22 protein-coding genes are annotated in these 24,851 nt (G+C 73.7%); 11 read left to right on the top strand and 11 right to left on the bottom strand.

Annotated elements, in window-relative coordinates; all coding sequences use genetic code 11:
• Entirely contained in the window at positions 1-1,185 is a 1,185-nt protein-coding gene (gene mycP / locus ACIPK4_RS24950; RefSeq protein ID WP_402316042.1) for a type VII secretion-associated serine protease mycosin, read from the bottom strand.
• Positions 1,182-1,949 (bottom strand): hypothetical protein, encoded by a 768-nt coding sequence (locus ACIPK4_RS24945; protein WP_402316040.1) that lies wholly within the window; start codon positions 1,947-1,949, stop codon positions 1,182-1,184. Before ACIPK4_RS24945 ends, mycP begins: the two co-directional genes overlap by 4 nt.
• Positions 1,950-2,573: 624 nt before the next feature.
• Here ACIPK4_RS24945 and ACIPK4_RS24940 point away from each other — a divergent pair.
• Positions 2,574-3,782 carry an amino acid deaminase/aldolase gene (locus ACIPK4_RS24940; RefSeq protein ID WP_402316039.1) on the top strand — a complete coding sequence of 403 codons (1,209 nt, stop codon included), beginning with the start codon at positions 2,574-2,576 and terminating at the stop codon, positions 3,780-3,782.
• Positions 3,783-3,788: 6 nt separating this feature from the next.
• On the opposite strand, the gene ACIPK4_RS24935 is transcribed toward ACIPK4_RS24940, so the two are convergent.
• The 4 genes from ACIPK4_RS24935 to ACIPK4_RS24920 form a co-directional block, all read right to left on the bottom strand.
• On the bottom strand, positions 3,789-5,084 hold the full coding sequence (locus ACIPK4_RS24935; RefSeq protein ID WP_402316037.1) for a haloacid dehalogenase-like hydrolase: 1,296 nt from the start codon (positions 5,082-5,084) through the stop codon (positions 3,789-3,791).
• A 108-nt stretch (positions 5,085-5,192) separates the two neighbouring features.
• The gene (locus tag ACIPK4_RS24930; protein ID WP_402316035.1) at positions 5,193-5,984 is read right to left on the bottom strand and encodes a 3-oxoacyl-ACP reductase; all 792 of its coding nucleotides are present in this window, start codon (positions 5,982-5,984) and stop codon (positions 5,193-5,195) included.
• Between the two features lie 7 nt (positions 5,985-5,991).
• Positions 5,992-7,359, bottom strand: coding sequence for an aldehyde dehydrogenase family protein (locus tag ACIPK4_RS24925; RefSeq protein WP_402316284.1), 1,368 nt, complete (start codon positions 7,357-7,359; stop codon positions 5,992-5,994).
• A gap of 122 nt (positions 7,360-7,481) precedes the next feature.
• Complete coding sequence (locus tag ACIPK4_RS24920; RefSeq protein ID WP_402316033.1) at positions 7,482-8,846, bottom strand: glutamine synthetase family protein; 1,365 nt, start codon at positions 8,844-8,846, stop codon at positions 7,482-7,484.
• A gap of 77 nt (positions 8,847-8,923) precedes the next feature.
• Between ACIPK4_RS24920 and ACIPK4_RS24915 the strand changes: the two genes are divergently transcribed.
• The 5 genes from ACIPK4_RS24915 to ACIPK4_RS24895 all read left to right on the top strand — a co-directional run bounded on the left by ACIPK4_RS24915 (position 8,924) and on the right by ACIPK4_RS24895 (position 12,648).
• Positions 8,924-9,670, top strand: a complete 747-nt coding sequence (locus ACIPK4_RS24915; RefSeq protein ID WP_402316031.1) for a FadR/GntR family transcriptional regulator — start codon at positions 8,924-8,926, stop codon at positions 9,668-9,670.
• 123 nt (positions 9,671-9,793) lie between these two features.
• Positions 9,794-11,260, top strand: a complete 1,467-nt coding sequence (eat, locus tag ACIPK4_RS24910) for an ethanolamine permease (protein ID WP_402316029.1) — start codon at positions 9,794-9,796, stop codon at positions 11,258-11,260.
• Positions 11,261-11,364: 104 nt separating this feature from the next.
• Positions 11,365-12,069 carry a gamma-glutamyl-gamma-aminobutyrate hydrolase family protein gene (locus tag ACIPK4_RS24905; protein WP_402316027.1) on the top strand — a complete coding sequence of 235 codons (705 nt, stop codon included), beginning with the start codon at positions 11,365-11,367 and terminating at the stop codon, positions 12,067-12,069.
• A 49-nt stretch (positions 12,070-12,118) separates the two neighbouring features.
• The gene (locus ACIPK4_RS24900; RefSeq protein WP_054226095.1) at positions 12,119-12,319 is read left to right on the top strand and encodes a DUF5988 family protein; all 201 of its coding nucleotides are present in this window, start codon (positions 12,119-12,121) and stop codon (positions 12,317-12,319) included.
• 11 nt (positions 12,320-12,330) lie between these two features.
• Positions 12,331-12,648 (top strand): DUF1876 domain-containing protein, encoded by a 318-nt coding sequence (locus tag ACIPK4_RS24895; protein ID WP_402316025.1) that lies wholly within the window; start codon positions 12,331-12,333, stop codon positions 12,646-12,648.
• An 18-nt stretch (positions 12,649-12,666) separates the two neighbouring features.
• On the opposite strand, the gene ACIPK4_RS24890 is transcribed toward ACIPK4_RS24895, so the two are convergent.
• Positions 12,667-13,590 (bottom strand): LysR family transcriptional regulator, encoded by a 924-nt coding sequence (locus ACIPK4_RS24890; RefSeq protein WP_402316023.1) that lies wholly within the window; start codon positions 13,588-13,590, stop codon positions 12,667-12,669.
• Between the two features lie 70 nt (positions 13,591-13,660).
• Here ACIPK4_RS24890 and ACIPK4_RS24885 point away from each other — a divergent pair, with 70 nt between their 5' ends.
• A complete protein-coding gene (locus ACIPK4_RS24885) occupies positions 13,661-14,785 on the top strand; it encodes a TDT family transporter (RefSeq protein WP_402316021.1) in 1,125 nt (374 codons plus the stop codon).
• On the opposite strand, the gene ACIPK4_RS24880 is transcribed toward ACIPK4_RS24885, so the two are convergent.
• Together ACIPK4_RS24880 and ACIPK4_RS24875 are read right to left on the bottom strand one after the other, a co-directional pair.
• Complete coding sequence (locus tag ACIPK4_RS24880) at positions 14,754-15,491, bottom strand: helical backbone metal receptor (protein WP_402316019.1); 738 nt, start codon at positions 15,489-15,491, stop codon at positions 14,754-14,756. The genes ACIPK4_RS24885 and ACIPK4_RS24880 overlap by 32 nt on opposite strands.
• 5 nt (positions 15,492-15,496) lie before the next feature.
• Positions 15,497-16,108, bottom strand: a complete 612-nt coding sequence (locus tag ACIPK4_RS24875; RefSeq protein WP_054226090.1) for a helix-turn-helix domain-containing protein — start codon at positions 16,106-16,108, stop codon at positions 15,497-15,499.
• Positions 16,109-16,370: 262 nt separating this feature from the next.
• Here ACIPK4_RS24875 and ACIPK4_RS24870 point away from each other — a divergent pair, with 262 nt between their 5' ends.
• The 4 genes from ACIPK4_RS24870 (at position 16,371) to ACIPK4_RS24855 (ending at position 20,945) form a co-directional block, all read left to right on the top strand.
• Positions 16,371-17,276: a 5'-3' exonuclease H3TH domain-containing protein gene (locus ACIPK4_RS24870; protein WP_402316282.1), complete on the top strand. Its 906-nt coding sequence runs from the start codon at positions 16,371-16,373 to the stop codon at positions 17,274-17,276.
• Positions 17,277-17,325: 49 nt separating this feature from the next.
• A complete protein-coding gene (locus ACIPK4_RS24865) occupies positions 17,326-18,159 on the top strand; it encodes a siderophore-interacting protein (RefSeq protein WP_402316017.1) in 834 nt (277 codons plus the stop codon).
• Positions 18,160-18,386: 227 nt separating this feature from the next.
• Positions 18,387-19,937, top strand: a complete 1,551-nt coding sequence (locus ACIPK4_RS24860; protein WP_402316015.1) for a serine hydrolase — start codon at positions 18,387-18,389, stop codon at positions 19,935-19,937.
• 48 nt (positions 19,938-19,985) lie between these two features.
• The gene (locus tag ACIPK4_RS24855) at positions 19,986-20,945 is read left to right on the top strand and encodes a pseudouridine synthase (RefSeq protein WP_402316013.1); all 960 of its coding nucleotides are present in this window, start codon (positions 19,986-19,988) and stop codon (positions 20,943-20,945) included.
• Between the two features lie 67 nt (positions 20,946-21,012).
• Here ACIPK4_RS24855 and ACIPK4_RS24850 read toward each other — a convergent pair whose 3' ends face one another.
• On the bottom strand, positions 21,013-23,865 hold the full coding sequence (locus ACIPK4_RS24850) for a DEAD/DEAH box helicase (protein ID WP_402316011.1): 2,853 nt from the start codon (positions 23,863-23,865) through the stop codon (positions 21,013-21,015).
• Between the two features lie 49 nt (positions 23,866-23,914).
• The gene (locus tag ACIPK4_RS24845) at positions 23,915-24,838 is read right to left on the bottom strand and encodes a diacylglycerol kinase (protein WP_402316009.1); all 924 of its coding nucleotides are present in this window, start codon (positions 24,836-24,838) and stop codon (positions 23,915-23,917) included.
• Positions 24,839-24,851: the final 13 nt, after the last annotated feature.

Here is a 24,851-nt window from a genome sequence, read left to right as displayed (position 1 = left end):
TTACCCGACCCTATCCCGGTCCCGTCGTGCCGCTCGCGGGCGCCGGGCCAGTACGGCGGCCAGGACCAGCAGGGCCAGCCCGGCGGCCGCGGCCGCCGGGGCACCGAGGCGGGTGCCGTGACCGGCCGTGCGGACGGGCTCGGGGCCGGGGCCGAAGTACTGCTGCGCGGCCGCGACGGGTGCCGGCAGCGCGGGCTCGCCCCGCAGCGTGTCGGCGGTCTGCAGGGCGGCCACGGGGTCGACCAGGCCGTGGCCGCGGGCGTCGTCGCGGCCACCGGGCGGGGCGTCCGAGGCCGTCTCCTCGAGCAGTCTCTTGATCTGGGCCGGGGACAGGTCCGGGTGCGCGGCCTTGACGAGGGCCACCGCGCCCGAGACGAACGCCGAGGCGGCGCTGGTGCCCCAGCCCTCGTAGTAGGAGCGGTCGGGGTCGGCGATGACGACGTCGACGCCGGGGGCGCTGACGGTGGCGTACCAGCTGCGGGTGGAGAAGGCGGCCTTCCGGCCGCCGCGGTCGACGGCGGTGACGGCGATGACCCCGGGGTAGGCCGCCGGGTAGGAGGCGTGGTCGCCCACCCGGCCGCCGTTGCCCGCGGAGGCGACGACGACCACGCCCTTGGCGAGGGCGTACTGGACGGCCTCGTCCTCGCCCGCCTCGTGGTGGGCGGAGTCGCTGTCGTCGCCGAGGGAGAGGTTGATCACGTCGGCGCCGTGGTCGGCGGCCCAGCGGATGCCATCGGCGAGGGCGCCGCCCTTGCTCTCGCGGGCCTTGGCCCGGCCGGGGTCGCCCTCCTCCAGGATCACGCGGACGGGGAGGACCTTCGCCTTCGGCGCGATGCCGAGGACGCCCTGGCGGCGGCCCGGGCCGTGGCCGTGCCCGGCGATGATCCCGGCCATGGCCGTGCCGTGCCGGGCCCAGGCGCGGTCGCCGCGGCCGGCCCCCATGCCGATGAGGTCGGTGCCGTCGAGGACCTGGCCGGCCAGGTCGGGGTGGGTGGCGTCGACCCCGGTGTCGAGGACGGCGACGGTGACCCCCTCGCCCTGGGTGATGCCCCAGGCCTCCTCGGCGCGCAGGGCCGTCAGGCCCCACTGGCGGTCGCGGATGGCGTCGGCGGCGGCCGGGGGCGCGGTGGCTCCGACGAGCAGTGCACCGAGGGCGAGGGCCGCGGCGGCCCGGGCCCGGCTCACCGGGTCCCGGACGGGGCGGGCAGTGCGGCGAGGGTGCGTACGGTGCGCTCCGTCCGGTCAGCGACGGCTTTGGCCTCGTGGCCGAGGCCCGCCTGGGCGACGGCTCCGGTGGCGTCCTTGCGCATCGCGTCCTCGGCGGGGCGGGGGGCGTCCAGGGTGCGGCCGTCGGTGAAGGCGGAGACGGCGTAGACCACGACGGGGGCCTCGGCCGGCACGGACGCGGTCCACGCGGCGCGCTGGCTGTCGGCGAAGCCGTAGCCGGGCGGGGCGGGGAGGCGTCCGCGCAGGGCCGCCATCGCCGGGGCGTCGGCCGGGGTGAAGACCAGGCCGACGGTGACGAGGGAGCTGCGGGTGGCGTCGGTGTAGGTGGCACGCAGGACGCGGGTGCAGCCGGTGGCGGCGAGGGCCGCCCGCCAGTCCGCGGCGAGCGCGGGTCCGCAGTCGGCGTCGGGGGCGAGGGCGACCCGGGTCCACGTCCGGTCGGCTCCGCCCGGGCCGGCGTCGGCGCCGTTCAGGACGGGCGGGAACAGGGTGTCGACGGGGGTCGCGCGCCAGAGCGAGGCGGCTTTGCGGTAGGCGGCGTCGGCGGCCAGGGGCTGGTGGGCGCCGCGCTGTTCGACCCAGCCGCCGATGCCGGCTCCGCCGATGAGCCCCACTCCGACCAGGGCGCACAGTGCGGCGGCGAGGGTCCGGCGGGCCGGTACGGATTCAGTCGCGGGCGCGGGCGCGGCCAGGACCGCGGTCTGCGGTGTAGACGTGGTCATCCGGCGGCTCCGCCCCCCGTTCCGTACGGCTGCCTGCCCGTACTCTACGCGCCCCCACCCCACGCCCCGGGCCGCCGCACACCACCCCGAAGCCGCAGCCCGGGGCGGACCCGGGGGGCGCCGTGCCGGGGGCGGGCCCGGGGCCCGGTGCCGGTGGACGGGCCCGGGGGCCCGTGCCTGCGTGCGGTTCCTCGGGCGTAGGGGCCGAGCCCGGGGTGGCGGCCGCCGGGCGTGCGGCACCGCGGGTCGTGCGGGCGTGGGGACCGGGCCCGCGCGTCGGGGTGACGCCCCGCGGGCGTACGGCACCGCGGGCCGTGCGGGCCCGGAGGCCGGGGCCCGGGGTGGCGCCCCACGGGTGTACGGAACCGCGGGCCGTCGGGGACCGGGGCCCCGCGGGCATGCGGCACCGCGGGCCGTGCGGGTGTGGGGACCGGGCCCGGGCGTCGGGGTGACGCCCCGCGGGCGTGCGGCACCGTGAGCCGCCCGGGCGCGGGGCCGGGCGAGGGCGCAAGAGCAGCGCCCCACGGGCGTACGGCACCGCGGGCCGTGCGGGCGCAGGCGCCCGGGGCCGCACACGGTGTAGGCCCCTACCCACCGGTACGGGCATCTGGCAGGCTGCCGCCCATGAATCTTCCCGCCGGTGGAGACAGGGCCCGCTACGACCGGGCCACCGCGCACCTCGACGCGCCCCTGGCCATCGTCGATCTCGCCGCGTTCGACGCCAACGCGGACGATCTCGTCCGCCGGGCCGGCGGCAAGCCGATCCGCGTCGCGAGCAAGTCCGTCCGCTGCCGTGCGCTCCTCGAACGGGTCCTCGCCCGGCCCGGGTTCGCCGGGATCATGTCGTACACGCTCGCCGAGTCGGTCTGGCTGGCCCGGTCGGGGTTCGAGGACGTGCTGCTGGCCTACCCCTCCGCCGACCGCGCCGGTTTCGCGGAGCTCACCGGGGACCCGAAGCTGGCGGCGGCCATCACCGTCATGGTCGACGACCCGGCCCAGCTGGAGCTGATCGACCGGTCCCGCAGCGGCGACGGTTCGCAGGAGGTCCGCGTCTGCCTCGAACTCGACACGGCCCTCCACCTCCTGGGCGGCCGGGTGCGCGTCGGTGCCCGGCGTTCGCCGCTGCGCGACCCGGCCGGGCTCGCGGAACTCGCCCGTACGGTCCGCGCCCGGCCCGGGTTCCGCGTCGTCGGGATCATGGGTTACGAGGGCCACGTCGCCGGGGTCGGCGACGCCCTCGCCGGACGCCCGCTGCGCTCCCGCGCCATCCGGCTCATGCAGGCCGCCGCCCGCAAGGAGCTTGCGGCCCGTCGCGCCGAGGCCGTACGGGCCGTCCGCGCGGTCGTCCCGGACCTGGAGTTCGTCAACGGCGGCGGCACCGGCAGTGTCCAGCAGACCGCGGCCGAGGACTCGGTCACGGAGATCGCCGCCGGGTCGGGTCTCTACGTGCCGCGGCTGTTCGACAACTACACCTCGTTCCGGGGCCGTCCGGCGGCGCTGTTCGCCCAGCCGGTGGTGCGCCGTCCCGGTGTCGGCGTGGTCACCGTCCTCGGGGGCGGGTACCCCGCCTCCGGCGCGGCCGGCGCGGACCGGCTGCCCGAGCCGTACCTTCCGCAGGGCCTGCGCTACGACCCCCAGGAGGGGGCCGGTGAGGTGCAGACGCCGCTGCTCGGCAGCCCGGCCGACGATCTGCTGATCGGCGACCGGGTCTGGTTCCGGCACGCGAAGGCGGGGGAACTGTGCGAGCGCTTCGACGCGTTGCACCTGGTCGAGGGCGACCGGGTGACGGCCACCGTCCCGACGTACCGGGGCGAGGGCCGCACGTTCCTCTAGCCGCCGCTAGAAGACGGAGTCCGTCTGGTCGGGGATGACGCTGGTGTCGCCCCGGCGGACGGGTCCCGCCGTGCCGTCGTGGTCGACGTAGCCCGTGGTCGAGCACGGGTACGGCGCGGCCTTCTGCTTCTTCGGCTCGATGAACATCGGGTTCACGATCCACTTGCCGTCGCTGTTGTCGTACGCGCGGCACATCAGCTCGTTCTTGTTCCGGTTCACCACCAGCCGCAGCGCGGTCGCGTCCCGCAGGAACGAGATGTCGGTGTCGGAGTCGCCGGCGGCGAACACCTGGCGGCGGGCGGCCGGCTGGACCCTCTCGGCGGCCGCGCCGCGGACGCCGAAGATCTCCTTGTTGATCCAGCAGCGCTTGCCGTCGACGTACGTGATCATCGTGTCGGCGCCGTCCCGCACCGAGCCGCAGCCCTGGAGGTGCGCGGTGAACTTCCCACCGGACGTGGTGGTGTTGCGGATGCCGATGACGTGGTCGGCGTCGACGCCGACGCCCTCGGCCCACACCTCGACGACCGGCTGCGGTGAGGCCGAGCTGATCCAGACGTCGAAGCCGGCCTTCTGCAGTACGCCGACGAGGTCCTTCTGCTGGTCGTAGTAGCGGACCCAGCCGGTGACGGCGGCGGTGCCGACCTTCTGCGTGGCGCCGATGGGCGCGGCCAGGTTCTCGGCGCGTGCGGCGGCTGCGAAGCCGCGGACCTCGCGGGCGGTCCAGCCCTGCATCAGCTGGGGCAGCCAGGCGTACGCGGGCTCGATGGTGCGGTGGTCCCAGCCGGTGAAGGCGGCGGCGCCGGAGCGGGTGGCGGCGGTGCCGTAGACGGCGGCGAGTTCGTCGGCGCAGCCCGCACCCGCGGGGGTGCCGGTGGGCAGGGGGGCGCCGGGGCGGGCGAGGCCGCCGCAGGCGTCGGCGAGGGCCCGGGCGGCGGCGGGGGTGAGGTAGCGGCTGGTGGTGGTCCAGTCCCCGGCGGCCGGCTGGCGGATCCTGCCGTTGCGCAGCAGCCAGTACATCTGGGCGTCGCCGACGTCGTTCTTGACGACGGTGTTGTCCCAGTCGAAGACGGCGACGGGCTTGGTGCGGCTGGGCCGGTACGGGTTGCACGTGCCGTACTCGTCGATCAGCTGCTGGAGCCGGGCCTGGTTGTCCCCGTACCAGCCGGCCGCGATCCGCGGGGTGGTGCAGGGGCCGGCGGTCCGGGCCTCGGCGGCGGGTGCGGTGGCGAGGAGGGCGCCTGCGGACAACGCGAGGGCGGCGCCCACGGCCTGGAGCCGTCGTACGGTGTCGGGTCGGGTCACTGAGGGGGACGCTCCTGGTTCCTGTGAAGATCGTTCCGGACGGTGGAAGACGGCAGCCGGGCGTCGTGCGACGCCCGGCTGCCCGGGGGTCCGGGACGCGGGACCGGTCTACAGGGGGGTGACGTACGCGCCGGAGATGCCGCCGTCGACCAGGAAGTCGGTGGCGTTGATGAAGGAGGAGTCGTCGCTGGCGAGGAAGGCGACCGCGGCCGCGATCTCGGTGGGCTCGGCGAACCGGCCCAGCGGGATGTGCACGAGGCGGCGGGCCGCGCGCTCCGGGTCCTTGGCGAACAGCTCCTGGAGCAGCGGGGTGTTGACGGGCCCCGGGCACAGGGCGTTGACGCGGATGCCCTCGCGGGCGAACTGCACGCCGAGCTCGCGGGACATGGCGAGCACGCCGCCCTTGGAGGCGGTGTACGAGATCTGGGAGGTGGCGGCGCCCATGACGGCCACGAAGGAGGCGGTGTTGATGATGGAGCCGCGGCCCTGGCGCTGCATGTACGGCAGGGCGGCCTTGCAGCACAGGTAGACGGAGGTGAGGTTGACGTCCTGGACCCGCTTCCAGGCCTCCAGGCCGGTGGTGAGGATCGAGTCGTCGTCCGGGGGTGAGATGCCGGCGTTGTTGAAGGCGATGTCGACGGAGCCGTAGGTGTCGAAGGCGGTCTTGAAGAGGGCCTCGACCTCCTCCGGGCTGGTGACGTCGACCTTCACGAACAGGCCGCCGACCTCCTCGGCCGCGGCCTTGCCGGCGCTCTCGTCGATGTCGGCGCAGACCACGTTGGCGCCCTCGGAGGCCAGGCGGCGGGCGGTGGCGAGGCCGATGCCGCTGCCGGCTCCGGTGATGACGGCGGTACGGCCGACCAGGCGGCGGCAGACGGTCTCGGTGTCAGAAGTGGTCATGATGGGCTCAGGCCTCCGTGCTGATGAAGACGTTCTTGGTCTCGGTGAATGCGGTGAGGGCGTCCGGTCCGAGCTCGCGGCCGAGTCCGGACTGCTTGTAGCCGCCGAAGGGTGTCCAGTAGCGGACGCTGCTGTGGGAGTTGACGGACAGGTTGCCCGCGGCGACGGCGCGCGAGACGCGCAGCGCGCGGCCGACGTCGCGGGTCCAGAGGGAGCCGGAGAGGCCGTATTCGGTGGCGTTGGCCAGGCGTACGGCGTCCTCCTCGTCCTCGAAGGGGAGGACGACGGCGACGGGCCCGAAGACTTCCTCGGCCGCCACCGGCGTGGTGGGGGCGACGTCGGTGACGAGGGTCGGCGGGTACCAGAAGCCGGGGCCTTCGGGGGCGGTGCCGCGGATCGCGGTGAGGTCGTCGGTGACGTACGACCGTACGCGGTCCAGTTGCACGCGGGAGATCAGCGGCCCCATCTGGGTCTTCTCGTCGGCGGGGTCGCCGACGCGGACGCCCTCGATGCCGGGGGCGAGCAGTTCCAGGAACCGGTCGTAGGCGGAGCGCTGGACAAGGATCCGGGTGCGGGCGCAGCAGTCCTGTCCGGTGTTGTCGAGGAAGGCCATCGGCGCGGCTGCGGCGGCGGCTTCGAGGTCGGCGTCGGCGAAGACGATGTTGGGGCTCTTGCCGCCGAGTTCGAGGGTGACCCGCTTCACCCGGGCGGCGCACTTGGCCATGATCTGCTTGCCGACCGGGGTGGATCCGGTGAAGACGATCTTCGCTACACCGGGGTGCTCGACGAGCGCGTCGCCTGCGACGCTCCCGTGGCCGGGGAGCACCTGGAAGAGGTGTTCGGGGATCCCGGCTTCGAGGGCGAGTTCGGCGAGGCGCAGGGCGGTGAGCGGGGTGGTTTCGGCGGGCTTGAGGAGGACGGCGTTCCCGGCGGCCAGGGCGGGGGCGAGGCCCCAGGCGGCGATCGGCATGGGAAAGTTCCACGGGGCGATCACGCCGATGACGCCGAGGGGTTCGAGGAAGGTGACGTCGATGCCGCCGGCGACGGGGATCTGCCGCCCGGAGAGCCGTTCCACTCCCCCGGCGGCGAATTCGAGCAGGTCACGGACGTTGCCGGCTTCCCAGCGGGCGTTGCCGATGGTGTGTCCGGCCTCGCGGACCTCCAGTCGGGCCAGTTCCTCGATGTGCCCGTCGACGACCGCGGCGAAGCGGCGCAGCAGCCGCGCCCGGTCGGCGGGGGCGGCGGCCGCCCAGCCGCGCTGGGCGGCGACGGCCCGGGCGACTGCGGCGTCGACGTCGTCCCGTGTGGCGGCCGGGACGGTGGCGACGATCTCCTCGGTGGCCGGATTCAGCACGGTCAAATGGGCTGGGGCCAGCGCGTCGGACACGTGGTGCCTTTCGGGTGTTCGGGGCGGGGCGGGGCGGGGCGTAGTGACGATGACGGTTACGGGTGACAAAGAAGGGTGGCCGTGGCGATAGCCGGCGACGGCCGTGGCGGCTAGAGGCGTTCGAAGGAGCGCCGCAGTTCCCAGTCGGTGACGGCGGAGTCGTACGCGTCGAGTTCCACGCGGGCCATGTTGCGGTAGTGGGCCACCACCTCGGGGCCGAAGGCGGCCTTGGCGATCTCGCTGTTCTCCCAGAGCTCCGCGGCTTCGCGCAGGGTGGTGGGAACGTGCGCGAAATCGGCCGTGTACGCGTTGCCCGCGCAGGCCTCGGGCAGTTCGAGGCGGTTCTCGATGCCGTAGATCCCTGCCGCGACCAGGCCGGCGACGGCGAGGTACGGGTTGACGTCCCCGCCGGGCAGGCGGTTCTCGAAGCGCATGGAGCGGCCGTGGCCGACGACTCGGAGCGCACAGGTCCGGTTGTCCACGCCCCATGCGACGGCGGTCGGGGCGAAGGATCCCGGCCGGAAACGCTTGTACGAATTGATGTTCGGGGCGTAGAGAAGGGAGAAGTCGCGCAGCGCGGCCAGCTGGCCGGCCAGGAAGTGCCGCATCACCGGTGACATTCCGCCCGGGCCGTCACCGGCCATCGCGTTGTGCCCGTCGGCGTCGCCCAGCGAGAGGTGGATATGACAGGAGTTGCCCTCACGCTCGTCGAACTTGGCCATGAAGGTGAGGGAGACGCCCTCCTGGGAGGCGATCTCCTTCGCACCGGTCTTGTAGACGGAGTGCTGGTCGCAGGTGGTCAGCGCCTCGTCGTAGCGGAAGGCGATCTCGTGCTGGCCGAGGTTGCACTCGCCCTTCGCCGATTCCACGGTCAGGCCGGCGGCCTGCATCTCGTTGCGGATCCGGCGCAGCAGGGGCTCGATGCGGCCGGTCCCGAGGACGGAGTAGTCGATGTTGTACTGGTTGGCGGGGGTCAGGCCGCGGTAGTTGGCGTTCCAGGCCTGCTCGTACGTGTCCTGGAAGACCATGAACTCCAGCTCCGTGCCGACCATGGCCGTGTAGCCGTGTCCGGCGAGGCGTTCGAGCTGGCGGCGCAGGATCTGCCGGGGCGCGGCGACCACCGGGGAGCCGTCGTTCCAGGCGAGGTCCGCGAGGAGGAAGGCACTGCCCGGGTTCCAGGGGATCCGGCGCAGGGTCGCGAGGTCGGGGTGCATGGCGAAGTCGCCGTAGCCCCGGTCCCAGGAGGACATCTCGAATCCGTCGACGGTGTTCATCTCCGTGTCGACGGCGAGGAGGTAATTGCAGCCCTCGGTGCCGTGCGCGAGGACCTCGTCGAGGAAGAACTGTGCGGCGAACCGCTTGCCCTGGAGGCGCCCCTGCATGTCGGGGAAGGCCAGGACCACGGTGTCGATCTCGCCGCTCGCCACGAGGGCACGGAGCTCCTCGGGCGCGAGCGGCGGCTTGCGGTCTACCACTGGAATCTCTCCTTCGGTGAGCCGAGGAGGCCTAAGGTATTGAACAGAACCATTGCTTGGGAAGGGGAGGAGCCGAGATGACCGACACGGCGGGCGAAGGCGGCGCGATCGCGCGGCTGAATCCGGTGCTGCGGCAGGTGCGTGCGGGCAACGGTTTCGAGGAGGCCCTCGAACAGATCCTTCAGGTGGTCCGGCTGGGTCTGGTGCCCGGCGGTGAGCGGCTGCCGCCCGAGCGCGAGCTGGCGGAGCGGATGGGGATCAGCCGGGTCACCCTGCGCGAGGTGCTCAAGGTGCTCCAGGACCAGGGCCTGGTCGAGGCACGGCGCGGCCGGTACGGGGGAACGTTCGTGCTCCCGCGTCCCGACACCCCGGCGGGGGGCACCGAGGACGAGCTGCGCCGGCGCGTGGTGGGCGTGGACATCGAGGACGCCCTGCGTTTCCGCGAGGTCCTGGAGGTGGGCGCGGCCGGGCTGTGCGCCTCCCAGGGGCTCACCGAGGAGGGCGCGGAGCGGCTGCTCGGCGCCCTGGCCGCCACCCACGACGCGCCGCTGCCGGACTACCGCCGCCAGGACACCCTCTTCCACCTCACCCTGTGCGAGCTCGCCGGATCCGCCACCCTCACGGCCCAGTACGCCGCCGTCCGGGCCACCGTGAACGACCTGCTGGACTGCATCCCGCTGCTGGTGCGCAACCTGGAGCACTCGCAGCAGCAGCACAGCGCGCTCGTGGAGGCGGTACTGGAGCGCAACGCGGACGCGGCGCGCGAGGTGATGCGCGAGCACTGCTGCGGGACGGCCGCGCTGCTGCGGGGGTTCCTGGCCTAGAACGGACGGCACGGGGCCGCCCGAGAGGTTTTCGTAACCCCTGTTTAACGCAGGGGTCTTGCGCACTCCACTCCTGTACGGCAAAGGTACGCCCCACAACCATTGCCCTAGGCAGGAGCGCACATGGCCGACGACACCGAGGCACGGCTCGCAGCCGTACCCGACACCACCACTTCCACCGAGGGCGACGGCTACCTGGAGCGGCGCACGCTGCGCCGCGGCAGCGCCGGCTGGCTGCTGCTGACCGGTCTGGGCGTCGCGTACGTCGTCTCCGGCGACTTCTCCGGCTGGAACGTCGGCCTCGCCCAGGGCGGCTTCGGCGGCCTCGCCATCGCCACCGCCCTCATGGGCGCGATGTACGCCTGCCTCGTCTTCTCCCTCGCGGAACTGTCCGCGATCCTGCCGACGGCGGGCGGCGGCTACGGCTTCGCCCGCCGTGCGCTCGGCACCTGGGGCGGCTTCCTCACCGGCACCGCGATCCTGATCGAGTACATCCTGGCCCCGGCCGCGATCTCCATCTTCATCGGCGACTACGTCGAATCCCTGAACCTCTTCGGCCTCACCTCCGGATGGCCGGTCTACCTCGCCTGTTTCGCGATCTTCATCGGCATCCACCTGTGGGGCGTCGGCGAGGCCCTGCGCTTCTCCCTCGTCGTCACCGCCATCGCGGTCCTCGCGCTGATCGTCTTCGCGCTGGGCGCCTTCACCGGGTTCGACCCCTCGCACCTCGACGACATCGCCGTGGACACCACCGCCGCCGGATCGAGCTCCTGGCTGCCGCTGGGCGTCCTCGGCATCTGGGCCGCCTTCCCCTTCGGCATGTGGTTCTTCCTCGGCGTGGAGGGCGTACCGCTGGCCGCCGAGGAGGCCAAGGACCCGGTGCGGTCCATGCCGCGGGCCCTGTCGATCTCCATGGGCATCCTCGTCCTGCTCGCCCTGCTGACCTTCCTCGCCTCGACCGGTGCGCGCGGCGCCGACGCCATCAAGGACGCCGGCAACCCGCTGGTCGTCGCCCTCGACGGCAACCCGGGCCTGTCCTGGCTGAAGACCTTCGTCAACTACGCGGGCCTGGCCGGGCTCGTGGCCTCCTTCTTCTCGCTCATCTACGCGGGCTCGCGCCAGCTGTTCGCCCTTTCACGGGCCGGCTACCTGCCCCGCTTCCTCTCCCTCACCTCGAAGCGCAAGGCCCCGTACCTGGGCCTGCTCATTCCCGGCGCGATCGGCTTCGCACTCGCCGCGGCCACCGGGAACGGCCCCCGCATGCTCAACATCGCCGTGTTCGGCGCGACGATCTCGTACGCGCTGATGGCCCTGTCCCACATCGTGCTCCGCAAGCGGGAGCCGGACCTGGAGCGCCCGTACCGCACGCCGGGCGGCGTCGCCACCTCCTCGGTGGCCTTCGCGCTGGCCCTGTCGGCCCTGGTCGCCACCTTCCTCGTCGACAAGGACGCGGCGTTCATCGCGCTGGGTGTGTACGCGGTCGCCCTCGCCTACTTCGCGTTCTACAGTCGGCACCATCTGGTGGCCTCCGCGCCGGAAGAGGAGTTCGCGGCGCTCGCGGAGGCCGAGGCGGAACTGACCCGCGACTGACCCGCGACTGACCCGCGGCCGATCCGCAGCCGCCCCGGGACCGGCCCGCCCCGATCCGGACGCCGACCGGTCCGCCTTCCCGTCGTCCCTTGGAGGTAGCAACCGTGCCCAGGCCGCTCATCGGCATCACGACCTACGTGGAGGAATCCACCCGCTACGGGGTGTGGGACGTCCCGGCGTCCCTCGTGCCCACCGGGTACCACGAACTCGTCCAGGCGGCGGGCGGCGCGGCCGTGCTGCTCCCGCCGGACGAACCCGGATCGGCGGCGGAGGTGCTGGGCCGGCTGGACGGCCTGGTCGTCGCGGGCGGCCCCGACGTGGATCCCGTCCGCTACGGAGCCGAACGGCACCCGCGCACGGGCCCTCCCGCGACGGTCCGGGACGAGTGGGAACTCGCCCTGATCGAGGCCGCCTTGGCGTCGGGCAAGCCGGTGCTGGGCATCTGCCGGGGCATGCAGGCGCTGAACGTCGCCCTGGGCGGCACGCTGATCCAGCACATCGACGGCCATGCGGTGGCCCCGGGCGTCATGTCCTGGCACCCGGTCCGCCCGGTCGCGGGCACGCGGTACGCGGCGCTGGTCCCGGAGGAGGCGGAGGTCCCGACCTACCACCACCAGGCCGTCGACCGGCTGGGCCGCGGCCTGATCGCCTCGGCCCACGCGGTCGACGGCACCGTGGAGGCCATCGAGCTGCCCGGCTCCGCGCACTGGGTCCTCGGCGTCCAGTGGCACCCGGAACGCGACAAGGACACCCGCGTCATGTCCTCCCTGATCGAGGCGGCGTCACTCATCCCGGCCGTGCGCGTCTGACGCGGCCCGCCGACGTGCGAGGCGTCCGGCAGGTCGGAAGACTGGAGGCATGACGAACAAGGCTGTGCTGGAGGGCGGACCGGCCGACCTGCCCGATCGGGTCGTCGACGCTCCCTCCCCCGGCGAGGACATGAAGATCCCGCACCGCGGCGGGTACGAGCACTTCCGGGCCACGGGACGGCAGCAGGACGGCCCACAGGGGCGGCTGCCGGTGTTCGAGTGGTGGGAGCGCACCGAGATCGCCGAATGACGAGGCGCGCCATGACACACAAGGCGGAATGGAACGTGGGTGTCTCGCTGACGGAGGAGGGCGGCACCACCCGGGCCCGGGCCGTGCTGGACACCGGCACGGGGCAGCTGGTCGGGCGCGGCTCGGCCCGCTGCAACCCCGAGGACGTGGAGGTCCCCGCCATCGGGGACGAACTCGCGGCCGGCCGGGCCCTGCGCGACCTCGCGGCCCGGCTGTCGCGCGCCGCCGACCGGGACCTGGCCTCGATGGGCGCAGCCGCCCCGGAGCCTCCGCGCACGGGCTACGGCTGGCCCCAGGACGCCCAGCCCCGCCCCGACCTGGGCCACTAGCTCAGGGACAGGAGTCGGTCAGGGGCGGACCCTGGTCAGGGACAGGAGGTCGCGGGCCGGGCCGGCCGGGCGGGCTCCCGAGGGCCACACCGCCCGCAGGGCCCGCCCCAGGGCCGCCCCCGTCACCGGGACCTCCACCAGGCGGCGCGCCGCCAGCTCCTCCCCCAGCGCCAGCTCCGACAGCACGCACGGGCCTGCCCCGCTCAGCGCGGCCGATTTCACCGCGGTCGTGGACGCCAGCTCCAGCAGCGGCGCCGCGAGGCCCCCGCTCGCCGCCAGAGCGGCGTCCAGCACCTGCCGGGTCCCCGACCCCCGTTCCCGCAGGATCAGCGGCGCCGCCGCCAGCTCCGCAGCAGCGACCCCCCGCGACCGCCGCGCCCACGCGTGGCCCGGCGCCACGGCCACCACCAGCCGGTCCTGTGCGATCACCGCCGAGTCCAGCCCCTCGGGGACCGAGAGCCCCTCCACGAAGCCCAGGTCAGCCTCATGGGCCAGCACCCGCTGGGCGACCACCGCCGAGTTCCCCGCGTGCAGCGAAACCGCCGTCCCCGGCCGCTGCCCGCGCAGGGCGATCAGCCACCCGGGCAGCAGGTACTCCGCGATGGTCATGCTGGCCGCCACCCGCAGCCGCGAGTCGCGCCGCCCGCGCAGCGCCTGCGCCCCGGCGTCGAACGCCTCCGCGGCCTCCACCACGCGCCGCGCCCAGTCCGTGACGAGCGCCCCTTCCGCCGTCAGGGTCGATCCGCGCGGCGAGCGGTCCACCAGCGCCACGCCCAGCCGTGTCTCCATCGCCCGGATGCGGCTGCTCGCGGCGGGCTGGGTGATGCCCACGCGCTTGGCGGCGCCGCTCAGGCTGCCGATCCGCGCGACCGCGAGCAGCAGCTCCAGCGCCCCCAGGTCCGGTACCCGGTGCGCCAGCGGAACCCACTCCTCGTTACCCATAAAGTCAGTTTATGACCTTATAGAGAGACGGCCTCTGCCATGGGTCCGCCGCCGCCACCAGGCTGGACCCATGGCCACCACCCTCGTGCGACCCCGCACCGTCATCCCCGCCGCGCCCCGGACCCACAAGGTCCCCGCGCTGCGTCACCTCGGCCCCAACTGGTACGCCTCCGTCATGGGCACGGCCATCGTCGCCAACGCCGGCGCGACCCTCCCGTACCAGGTGCCCGGCCAGCGCGCGGCCTGCCAGGCCGTGTGGGCCCTGTCGGCCGTCGCCCTCGCGGTCCTGCTCACCGCCCGCGCCGGGCACTGGCTCCACCACCGCGACCAGGCCCGCGCCCACCTGCTCGACCCCGCCGTGGCGCCGTTCTACGGCTGTCTGGCGATGGCCCTGCTGGCCGTCGGCGGCGGCACCCTCATCGTCGGCAAGGACCTCGTCGGAGAGCCCGCCGCGGTCGCCGTCGACGCCGTGCTGTTCACCGTCGGCACCGCGATCGGCCTGCTCATGGCCGTGGTCGTGCCCTACCTGATGGTCGTGCGGCACAAGGTCGAGCCCGCGCAGGCCTCCCCCGTGTGGCTGCTGCCGCTGGTGGCCCCCATGGTGTCCGCCGCGGTGGGCCCCCTGCTGGTGCCCCACCTGCCCGCCGGCCAGCCCCGCGAGGCGCTCCTGCTGGCCTGCTACGCCATGTTCGGCCTCAGCCTCCTGGCGACGCTGCTGATGCTGCCCCTGGTCTTCGGCCGGCTGATCACGCACGGCCCCCTGCCCCTGGCCCTGACCCCGGCCCTGTTCCTGGTCCTCGGCCCCCTCGGGCAGTCCACCACCGCCGTGAACCAGCTCGCGGACGTGGCGCCCGGCGCCGTCGAAGCCCCCTACGCCCACGCCCTCGGCGCCTTCGCGGTCGTCTACGGGGTGCCCGTGACGGGCTTCGCCCTGCTGTGGCTGGCCCTGGCGGCCGCGATGCTGGTCCGGGCGGCCCGCAACGGCATGGGCTTCGCCATGACGTGGTGGGCGCTGACCTTCCCCGTCGGGACGTGTGTCACCGGCGCCGCCGGCCTGGCCCGCCACACCGGCCTGGACGCCTTCGCCTGGCTTGCCGCCGCCCTCTTCCTCGGCCTGGTCACCGCGTGGCTGCTCGCCGCCGCGCACACCCTGCGCGGCCTGTTCAGCGGCCGGCTGCTGCCCAGGACCGCCTGATCGCCGCCCCCAGGACCGCCGGCGCCTCGGCCAGCGAGGGCCCGTACCAGGTCAGGTGGCGTCCGCTCACCAGGGCGGCCGGGAGGTTCGGGAAGGCCTCCGGGCCGTCCTCGGCACCGAACGCGTAGGGCTCGTCCGGGAGCACCACCAGATCGCAGCCGCTCGCCGTCAGTTCGCCGAGCGCCACCCTGGGATAGCGCTCGGCGTGCTCCGCGTAGGCGTTGCGGACGCCCAGCCTGGCGAGCAGGTCCCCGGCGAAGGTGTCCCGGCCCAGGACCATCCAGGGCCGCCGCCAGATGGGTACGCAGGCCGTCAGGGGGCCCAGGGGCTCCACGGCCGCCCAGGCGGCCTCGGCCTCGTCCAGCCACCGGGGCCGCTTCAGTCCCAGGGCCCCCACCAGCACCCGGTCCAGCTCCGTCAGCGCCTGCGGCAGCTCCCGTACCTCGGTGACCAGCACCTCCAGCCCGGCCGCGCGCAGCGCCTCCAGGTCCGGAACCCGGTTCTCCTCCTCGTTGGCGACGACCAGGTCGGGGCGCAGCGCCGCGATCCGCCCGACGTCGGGGTTCTTCGTCCCCCCGATCCGCACCGCGCCCCGCTCCCCGAGGTCCGCGGGGTGGCTGCACCAGTCGGTCACCCCGACGAGCAGCCCGGGTGCGCTCACGGCGACCGCCTCGGTCAGCGAGGGCACGAGCGAGACGATCCGCATCCGGCTCAGCGCCCGGGCGAGGGCGGTTCGGACGTGGCGTGGATGTGTTCCCCGACGGCGACGACCAGCAGCCGGGTGTCCTCGGAGACGGCCCGCCAGCGGTGGCGCACGCCGCCGGACAGGAACAGCGCGTCCCCGCTCTCCAGCCGGTACGCCCGCCCCTCGGCCTCGACCTGGCAGGCGCCCGAGACCACGTACATCAGCTCGTCGTTGCGGTGCTGGTACTCGCGGCCGGCGTCCTGGTCCCCGGTGAACTCCAGGGCGTGCAGCTGGTGGTGACCGCGTACGAGGGGCCGCACGCCCGGCATCGGCGTGAGCCCGGAGTCGTCGCCGGCCCGTACGAGGTCGACGGTGCGCGCGGTGTCGGAGGCGGCCAGCAGTTCGACGGCCGTGGTCTCCAGCGCGTCCGCGACCCGCTCCAGGGACCGCATGCTGGGCCGGGCCCGCTCGTTCTCTATCTGGCTGAGGAAGGGCACCGACAGGCCACTGCGCGCCGATACGGCGGCGAGGGTGAGGTGGAGCGCCCGGCGCCGCTTGCGCACGGCCACGCCCACCCGGAGCGGTTCCTTGGCGTCCTTGTCCCGTTCCTTGTCGTCCGAGCCGTCCCTGTCGTCCATGGCGGGGCTGCCCTCCCCTTGTCAGGTTTGCCGGCGGACATCGGCGTCCGTCACACGTGGGTGTGCTGTAAGCACCTTACGCAGCAACCGCCCCCGGTTTCGCGCGCAAGAGCCCACCACGGTACGCCCCGCGTGAAACTCCCGTGCCGTTTCCGAGCGCTCCGACGGCCACTTCCCGTGCCCCCGCCCGTAACCGTCCGCCCCGGGGGGCACGCGCGGGGCTTGCGGCATCATCGTCTCCGTGACGACGACTCGACGCCTGATGCTGCTGGACACCGCTTCCCTCTACTACCGCGCCTATTTCGGCGTCCCGGACTCCGTGAAGGCCCCGGACGGCACTCCGGTCAACGCGGTGCGCGGGCTGCTCGACTTCATCGGCCGGCTGGTGCAGGACCACCGCCCCGACGATCTGGTGGCGTGCATGGACGCCGACTGGCGGCCGCACTGGCGGGTGGAGCTGATCCCCTCCTACAAGGCGCACCGGGTCGCCCAGGAGACCGAGACGGGTCCGGACGTGGAGGAGACCCCCGACACGCTGGCCCCGCAGGTGCCGATCATCGAGGCGGCGCTGGACGCGTTCGGGATCGCCCGCGTGGGGGTCGCCGGGTACGAGGCCGACGACGTGATCGGCACCCTCACGGCCCGCGCCACGGGCCCGGTGGACATCGTCACCGGCGACCGTGACCTGTACCAGCTGGTCGACGACGCCCGGCAGCGGCGCGTGCTGTACCCCCTCAAGGGGGTCGGCACCCTCCAGGTGACGGACGAGGCCTGGCTGCGCGAGAAGTACGGGGTGGACGGGCGCGGGTACGCGGACCTGGCGCTGCTGCGCGGGGACCCGAGCGACGGCCTGCCGGGGGTGCCCGGGATCGGCGAGAAGACGGCGGCGAAGCTGCTGGACGCGTACGGCTCCCTGGCCGGGATCATCGCGGCGGTCGACGACCCGAGGTCGAAGCTGACGCCCACGCAGCGCAAGCGGCTGGACGAGTCCCGGCCGTATCTGGCGGTGGCCCCGAAGGTGGTCCAGGTGGCCTCCGACGTCCCGCTTCCGGCGTTCGACCCGGCCCTGCCGATGGTCCCCGCGGAGCCCGAACTCGTCGATGCGCTGGCGCGCCGGTGGGGTCTGGGCGGAGCGGTGTCGCGCCTGGGGAGCGCGCTCCGCCCCTGAGATGCTAACTTAGGTAATCCTAAGTTTCAGGGGAGCAAGGGGTTACGCCGTGGCAGAAGGACGCGCCCGCAAGGTCGGCACCGCAGTCGTCGTGCGCACCGAGCGGTTGACGCCGCACATGGTGCGGGTGGTGCTGGGAGGCGCCGGACTGGTCCGGTTCAGTGCGGGCGAGTTCACCGACCATTACATCAAGCTGCTGTTCGCGCCCGAGGGCGTCACCTACCCCTCGCCCTGGGACCTGGACCGCATCCGCGCCGAGTACCAGCGGGAGGCGTGGCCGCGCCAGCGGGCGTACACCGTCCGCTCGTGGGACCCGGTGCACCTGGAGCTGACGCTCGACTTCGTCGTCCACGGCGACGCCGGGCTGGCCGGCCCCTGGGCGGCCGGCGTCCAGCCCGGTGAGCTCGTCCGCTTCCTGGGCCCGGGCGGTGCCTACGCCCCGGACCCGACCGCCGGCTGGCACCTGCTGGTGGGCGACGAGAGCGCCCTGCCGGCGATCGCGGCCGCGATGGAGCGGATGCCGGCCGGCGCCCGGGTGCACGCCTTCGTGGAGGTCGACGGCCCGGACGACGAGCAGAAGATCGCCACCCCGGACGGCGTCGTCCCGGTCTGGCTCCACCGCGGCACCCGCCCGGTCGGCGAGACGCTCGTCGAGGCGGTCCGGGCCTTCGAATTCCCCTCCCGCGAGGTCCACGCCTTCGTGCACGGCGAGGCCGGCTTCGTGAAGGAGCTGCGCCGCCACCTGCGCCTGGAGCGCGGCATCCCCAAGGAGCACCTCTCCATCTCGGGCTACTGGCGCCTGGGCGAGACGGACGAGGGCTGGCGGGCCATCAAGGGCGACTGGAACGCACGCGTCATGGCCGAACAGGAATCCGCGGCCTAACCGCACCGCGGACCCGGCCCGGCCCGAGCACGGCCCCGCCCCGTCCCCGTGGCACACCCCGGGGGAACCCGGCCGTCGGCGCGGCCGGGGCAGCCCGTCCCCCCGCGGGTCTTGACCCGCCAGGCCACCGACCCACCGGGCCACGACCCGCCGGGCCGCCCGCCCGCCGGGCCGCCCGCCCGCCGCTCCGAGCGGCGTGGTCACCCGTTCGGCGTGACAATGTGCTCATGCGTACGCTCCGGATGTTCGGCGCAGCCGCCACCGCCGCTGTCCTCACGGCAACGGCGGTGGCCGACGCACGCGCCGCGCCCAGCCCGCCGCCCGCGCCCAAGCCGCAGATCACCGACGCGGAAGTGGACAAGGCGCTCGCGCGCCTGCCCGGTTTCGTCACCGACGCCATGCGCAGCACCGGGGTCCCCGGAGCCGCCGTCGCCGTGGTCCACGACGACAAGGTCGTCTACCTCAAGGGCTTCGGCGTCCGGCGCACCGACGCGCCCGGCGCCATCGGCCCCGACACCGTCTTCCAGGTCGCGTCCGTCTCCAAGCCCATCTCCTCCTCGGTGGTGGCCGGAGCCCTCAAGGACCCCGGTGACTGGAACGCCCGCACCGAACTGCCCGGCTTCGCACTGAAGGACCCGTGGGTCACCGACCACGTCACCACCGCCGACCTGTTCTCCCACCGCAGCGGCCTGCCCGACCACGCCGGGGACCTCCTCGAAGACCTCGGCTACGACCAGGCGTACATCCTCGACCACCTCCGCCTGGAGCCCCTCACCCCCTTCCGCGCGAGTTACAACTACACCAACTTCGGCCTCACCGCCGCCGCCGAGGCCGTCGCCCGGCACAAGGGCACCACCTGGGAGAAGCTCAGCCAGGACACCCTCTTCAAGCCCGCCGGGATGACACACACCAGCACCGAGTTCTCGTCCTTCATCAACGCCCCCGACCACGCCGCCACCCACGTCAAGAACCCCGACGGCACCTGGGCGCCCCGCTTCGTGCGCGACCCCGACGCCCAGGCCCCGGCCGGCGGCGTGAGCTCCACCGCCACCGACATGGCCCGCTGGCTGCGCCTCCAGCTCGCCGACGGCACCCTCGACGGGAAGCGGATCATCCCCGCCGGCACCCTCGCGGCCACGCGCCTGCCGCACATCGTGTCCCAGGCGCCCACCCCGCCCCTGGACCACACCGGCTTCTACGGGCTCGGCTGGAACGTCTCCTACGACGACGCGGGGCGGCTGCGCCTGAGCCACTCCGGCGGCTTCGAACTCGGCGCCAACACCAACGTCACACTGCTCCCGCTGGAGAAGCTCGGCATCGTCGTCCTCACCAACGGCGCCCCGGTCGGCATGGCCGACGCCATCGCCGCGGACTTCTTCGACACCGCCGAGCACGGCGGCCCGACCACCGACTGGCTCCCCCTCTTCGCCGAGCTCTACGCCCAGCAGCTGGGCCCCGGCCCCTCCGCCACCGACTACGCGCACCCGCCCGCGGGCGCCAAGCCGGCCCGCGCCGACAGCGCGTACACCGGAACCTACGTGAGCCCGTACTACGGAAAGCTGACCGTGACCGCGAACGCGGGCGGCAAGGGCGGCCTCACCCTCTCCCTCGGCCCCAAGCCGATGCGCTTCCCGCTCACCCACTACGACGGGGACACCTTCAGCTACGTGACCTCCGGCGAGAACGCCGTCGGGCGCACCGGGGTGTTCTTCAAGGACGGCACGGTCCGCATCGAGTACCTGGACGCCACCCACCTGGGCACCTTCACCAAGCAGTAGCAGTAGCAGTAGCAATAGCAGTAGCAATAGGCGCATAGCCTGGACCCGATGAGACGCAGAACCCAGGCACCCCCCTCACCCCTGCCGCAGGTCGCCGGCATCGACCCCGTCCGGCTGCGGCTGCCTGCCGACCCCGACGGGCGCTGGCCCGACCTCGGCGGCTACCTCGCCGCGCGCTACGCCGGCACCCGCGGCGCCGAGTCCATCGGCCGGCTGCTGCGCGCCGGGCGGGTGTTCGGCCCCGGCGGACGGGTCCTGCACCCGCAGGACCCGTACGAGCCGGGCTCCTACCTGTGGTTCCACCGCGACATGGAGCCGGAACCGGTGGTGCCGTTCCCGATCCGCGTCGTCCACCGCGACGCGCACCTGCTGGTCGTGGACAAGCCGCACTTCCTGGCGACCACGCCGCGCGGCAGCCACATCACACAGACCGCCCTGGCCCGGCTGCGCACCGAGCTCGGCCTGCCCGACCTCAGCCCGGCGCACCGGCTGGACCGGCTGACCGCCGGACTGGTGATGTTCACCATCCGCCCCGAGGACCGCGGCGCGTACCAACTGCTCTTCCAGGAGCGGCGGGTCGTCAAGCAGTACGAGGCCGTAGCCCGCCACGACCCGGCGGTCGCCCTCCCCCGCACGGTCCGCAGCCACATCGACAAGACCCGCGGGGTGATCGCCGCGGTCGAGGTCCCGGGCGCCGAACCCAACGCCGAGAGCCTGGTCGAATTCCTGGGCACCAGAGGGGAACTGGGCCGCTACCGACTGACCCCGCACACCGGCCGCACCCACCAGCTGCGGGTGCACATGAACGGCCTCGGCCTGCCGATCCTCGGCGACCCGGTGTACCCGCAGGTCAGGGACCCGGCCCCGGACGACTACCGCCGCCCGCTGCAACTCCTCGCCCGCACCGTGTCGTTCATCGACCCCGTCAGCGGCACCCCGCGCCGCTTCGAGAGCGGCCTGACCCTCCGGGCCTGGGAGGACCTCACGGCCTGGGAAGCCGGCCCCTAGGTCGTGTCGGCGGTGGTCTCCGCGAAGACCACCGAAGACCACCGCCGGAACACTGACCCGTACCGGCCTAGCCGACCGAGCTGTAGGCCACGACACCGCGCAGCAGTGCGTCGACGGCCTTGCGGGCGTTGCGGGCCACCGTGCTGCCGCCCTGCGAGGACGGCGGCGCGGAGGACGCCGGGGCCGCGGCCGCGATCTGCCCGAGCACGTCGATGACCTGCTTGCACCAGCGCACGAAGTCACCGGCCGGCATCTCCGCCTCCCGCAGCACCTCGTCCAGGCTCTTGTCGGAGGCCCACTGGTACGCCGCCCACGCGAAGCCGAGGTCCGGCTCGCGCTGGCCCACGCCCTCCGCCTGGTTGATGCGGTGCTCCTCCTCCAGCGCGTCGAGCCGGCCCCAGATGCGGACCATCTCGCCCAGCGCCGCCTTCGCCGCGCCACCCGGCACCTTCGGCGCCACCGCGTCGTCGGACTGCCGCGCCTCGAACACCAGCGCCGAGACGCAGGCGGCCAGCTCGGCGGGGCTCAGGCCTTCCCAGACCCCCGCGCGCAGGCACTCGGACGCCAGCAGGTCCAGCTCCCCGTACAGCCGGGCGAGCCGCTTGCCGTGCACGGTGACCTCGTCCTCGCGCAGGTAGTCCAGCTCGGTGAGCAGCGCGTGGATCCGGTCGAAGGTACGGGCGATGGTGTTCGTCCGCCCCTCGATGCGCCGCTCGAGCTGCTGGGTGTCCCGCTTGAGCCGGTGGTAGCGCTCCGCCCAGCGGGCGTGGTCCTCCCGCTCGTCGCAGCCGTGGCAGGGATGCGCCCGCAGCGCGGCGCGCAGCCGGGTGATCTCGCGGTCGTCGGCGGCCGCGGCCCGACCGCGGCCCCGGCGCTCCGGCGTGATGTGCCCGGCCTTCGCGCGCAGTTGGGACGCCAGGTCCCGGCGGGACTGCGGCGAGCGCGCGTTGAACGTCTTCGGGATCCGCATCCGCTCGATGGCCTCGACCGGGACCGGGAAGTCGATCGCGGCGAGCCGCTTGACCTGCCGCTCCGCGGTCAGCACCAGCGGGCGCGGACCCTCGGCCCACTCCTGGCCCCGGTGCCCGTGGACCCGCCCGGCCGGCACGCCCGGGTCCAGGACCAGCGCGAGCCCGGCGAACTTGCCGGTCGGCACGTGGATGATGTCGCCCGGCTTGAGCTTCTCCAGCGAACCGGCCGCCTGGGCCCGGCGCTGGGCCGCCCCCTGCTTGGCCAGGTCCGTCTCGCGGTCCTTCAGGTCGCGGCGCAGCTGCGCGTACTCCTCGAAGTTCCCGAGATGGCAGGTCATGCCCTCCCGGTAGCCCTCCAGGCCCTCCTCGTTGCGCTGCACCTGCCGGGAGATCCCGACGACCGAGCGGTCGGCCTGGAACTGCGCGAAGGAGGTCTCCAGCAGCTCGCGCGAGCGGTGCCGCCCGAACTGCTGGACCAGGTTCACGGCCATGTTGTACGAGGGCTTGAAGCTGGAGCGCAGCGGATACGTACGGGTGCCGGCGAGCCCGGCGAGCGCCGCCGGGTCCATGCCCCGCTGCCACAGCACCACGGCGTGGCCCTCGACGTCGATGCCGCGGCGCCCGGCCCGGCCGGTGAGCTGCGTGTACTCGCCGGGAGTGATGTCGGCGTGCTGCTCGCCGTTCCACTTGACGAGCTTCTCCAGGATCACCGTCCGCGCCGGCATGTTGATGCCCAGCGCGAGGGTCTCGGTGGCGAACACGGCCTTGACCAGGCCGCGGACGAACAGCTCCTCCACGACCTCCTTGAACGTCGGCAGCATGCCGGCGTGGTGCGCGGCGATGCCCCGCTCCAGGCTTTCCAGCCACTCGTAGTACCCCAGGACGTGCAGGTCCTCGGCGGGGATGGAGGCGGTCCGCTCCTCGACGATCTCGCGCACCCTCAGGCGCGCGGAGTCGTCGTTGAGCCGCAGGCCCGCGAACAGGCACTGCTGGACGGCGGCCTCGCAGCCGGCCCGGCTGAAGATGAAGTTGATCGCCGGCAGCAGCCCGTCGCCGTCGAGCCGGGCGATGACCTCGGGGCGGCTCGGGGTCCAGATCCGGCCGCGCGAGCGCCGCTCGCGCTCGCGGTCGGCCTCGCGGACCATCTTGCCGCGGCGCCGGTCCTTCGGACTGTACGTCCGGGTGTTCTCCTCGCGCGCCATCCGCAGCAGGTCGGGGTTGACCTCGCGGCGCGCGGAGCCGCGGCCCCCGTGGTCGGACTCCTCCTCGAAGAGGTCGTAGATCCTGCGGCCGGCCATGACGTGCTGCCACAGCGGGACGGGCCGCTCCTCGGAGACGATCACCTCGGTGTCGCCGCGCACGGTGTCGAGCCAGTCGCCGAACTCCTCGGCGTTGGACACCGTGGCCGACAGGGACACCAGCGTGACCGACTCGGGGAGGTGGATGATCACTTCCTCCCAGACGGCTCCACGGAACCGGTCGGAGAGGTAGTGCACCTCGTCCATCACGACGTAGCCGAGGCCGATCAGCGACTGCGAGCCCGCGTACAGCATGTTGCGGAGCACCTCGGTGGTCATCACGACCACGGGCGCCTCGGAGTTGACGCTGTTGTCGCCGGTCAGCAGGCCCACCTTGGCGGCGCCGTAGCGCTTGACGAGGTCGGCGTACTTCTGGTTCGACAGGGCCTTGATGGGCGTCGTGTAGAAGCACTTGCGGCCCTGACGCAGGGCCAGGTGCACGGCGAACTCGCCCACGATGGTCTTGCCCGAGCCGGTCGGGGCGGCGACCAGCACGCCCTTGCCGGCCTCCAGTGCCTTGCAGGCGTCGACCTGGTAGGAGTCCAGGTCGAATTCGTACATCTCCCGGAAGGGGGCCAGCGCGGAGGCCTCTTCGGCGGCGCGGATCCGGGCAGCGGCGTACCGCTCGGCGGGTGAGAGTTCTTCGGTCATCTTGCTGTCGAGCCTACCCGCCGCCCCTGACAACAGTCGCGATCTTTATCTACACCAGGAGCCGCAGGGCCCCCGGTACGCAGGCGGCGGTCACGGGCAGCGGCCCCAGTGGCTCGCCGTCCGCGTAGGCGGTGATCCCGGCGGCCTCCAGCGTGACCTTCGAGGCCCGGTGGACCGTCACCGCGGGGTGGCTCAGATGGGTCCCCCTGTACACCCGCGGGAAGACCTTGAGCAGGGTGGCCCGGCTGCAGTCGCCCACGACGACGACGTCGAAGAGCCCGTCGTCGGGGACGGCGTCGGCGCAGATCCGCATGCCCCCGCCGTACGAGGACCCGTTGCCCACGGCCACCAGCGTGGCCTCGGTCTCGATCACCGGACCGTCGTCGAGGGTGATCCGGTAGGGGAAGGGCCGGAACGCGGCCAGCTCCGCGAGCATCGCCAGGTCGTACTTGAACCGGCCGGCCGGGAGCCGCATCCGGTTGCCGCGGTCGTTGACCCGCGAATCGAATCCGGAGCACAGCACGGTCCCGTACCAGGTCCCGCCCTCGGCGGCGCCCTCGCCCGCGGCCCCCGCCGCGGCCACCCGCCCGAGGTCGACCTCGCGGACCCGGCCCTCCTTGAGCGCCTCGGCGGCCAGCCGGCCCGCCCGCGCGGGCTCCCGTACGGGCAGCCCCACGGCCCGCGCGAAGTCGTTGCCGGTCCCCACCGCGACCACCCCGAGCGGCACCAGCGTCCCGGCGAGCGCCTGCAGGGCCAGGGAGACCATGCCGTCGCCGCCGACGGCGATCACCGCCCCGGTGCCCTCGCGCACGGCGGTGCGCAGCCGGGCCAGCGCGTCGCCGGCGTCGGCGCCGAGGACCGTCCGTACGGAGAATCCGGCGGCCCGGAGCGCGGACGCGGCCGGCTGCGCGGCGTGCGCGCCCCGGCCGCGTCCCGCGGTGGGATTGACGAACAAGGTGATCTCAGCGCTCACCTGGGGGCACCTC

Origin of the sequence: Streptomyces sp. NPDC086989 (assembly GCF_044745505.1) — a bacterium.
Taxonomy (GTDB): domain Bacteria; phylum Actinomycetota; class Actinomycetes; order Streptomycetales; family Streptomycetaceae; genus Streptomyces.
This window is presented reverse-complemented; position numbering and strand designations above follow the sequence as displayed.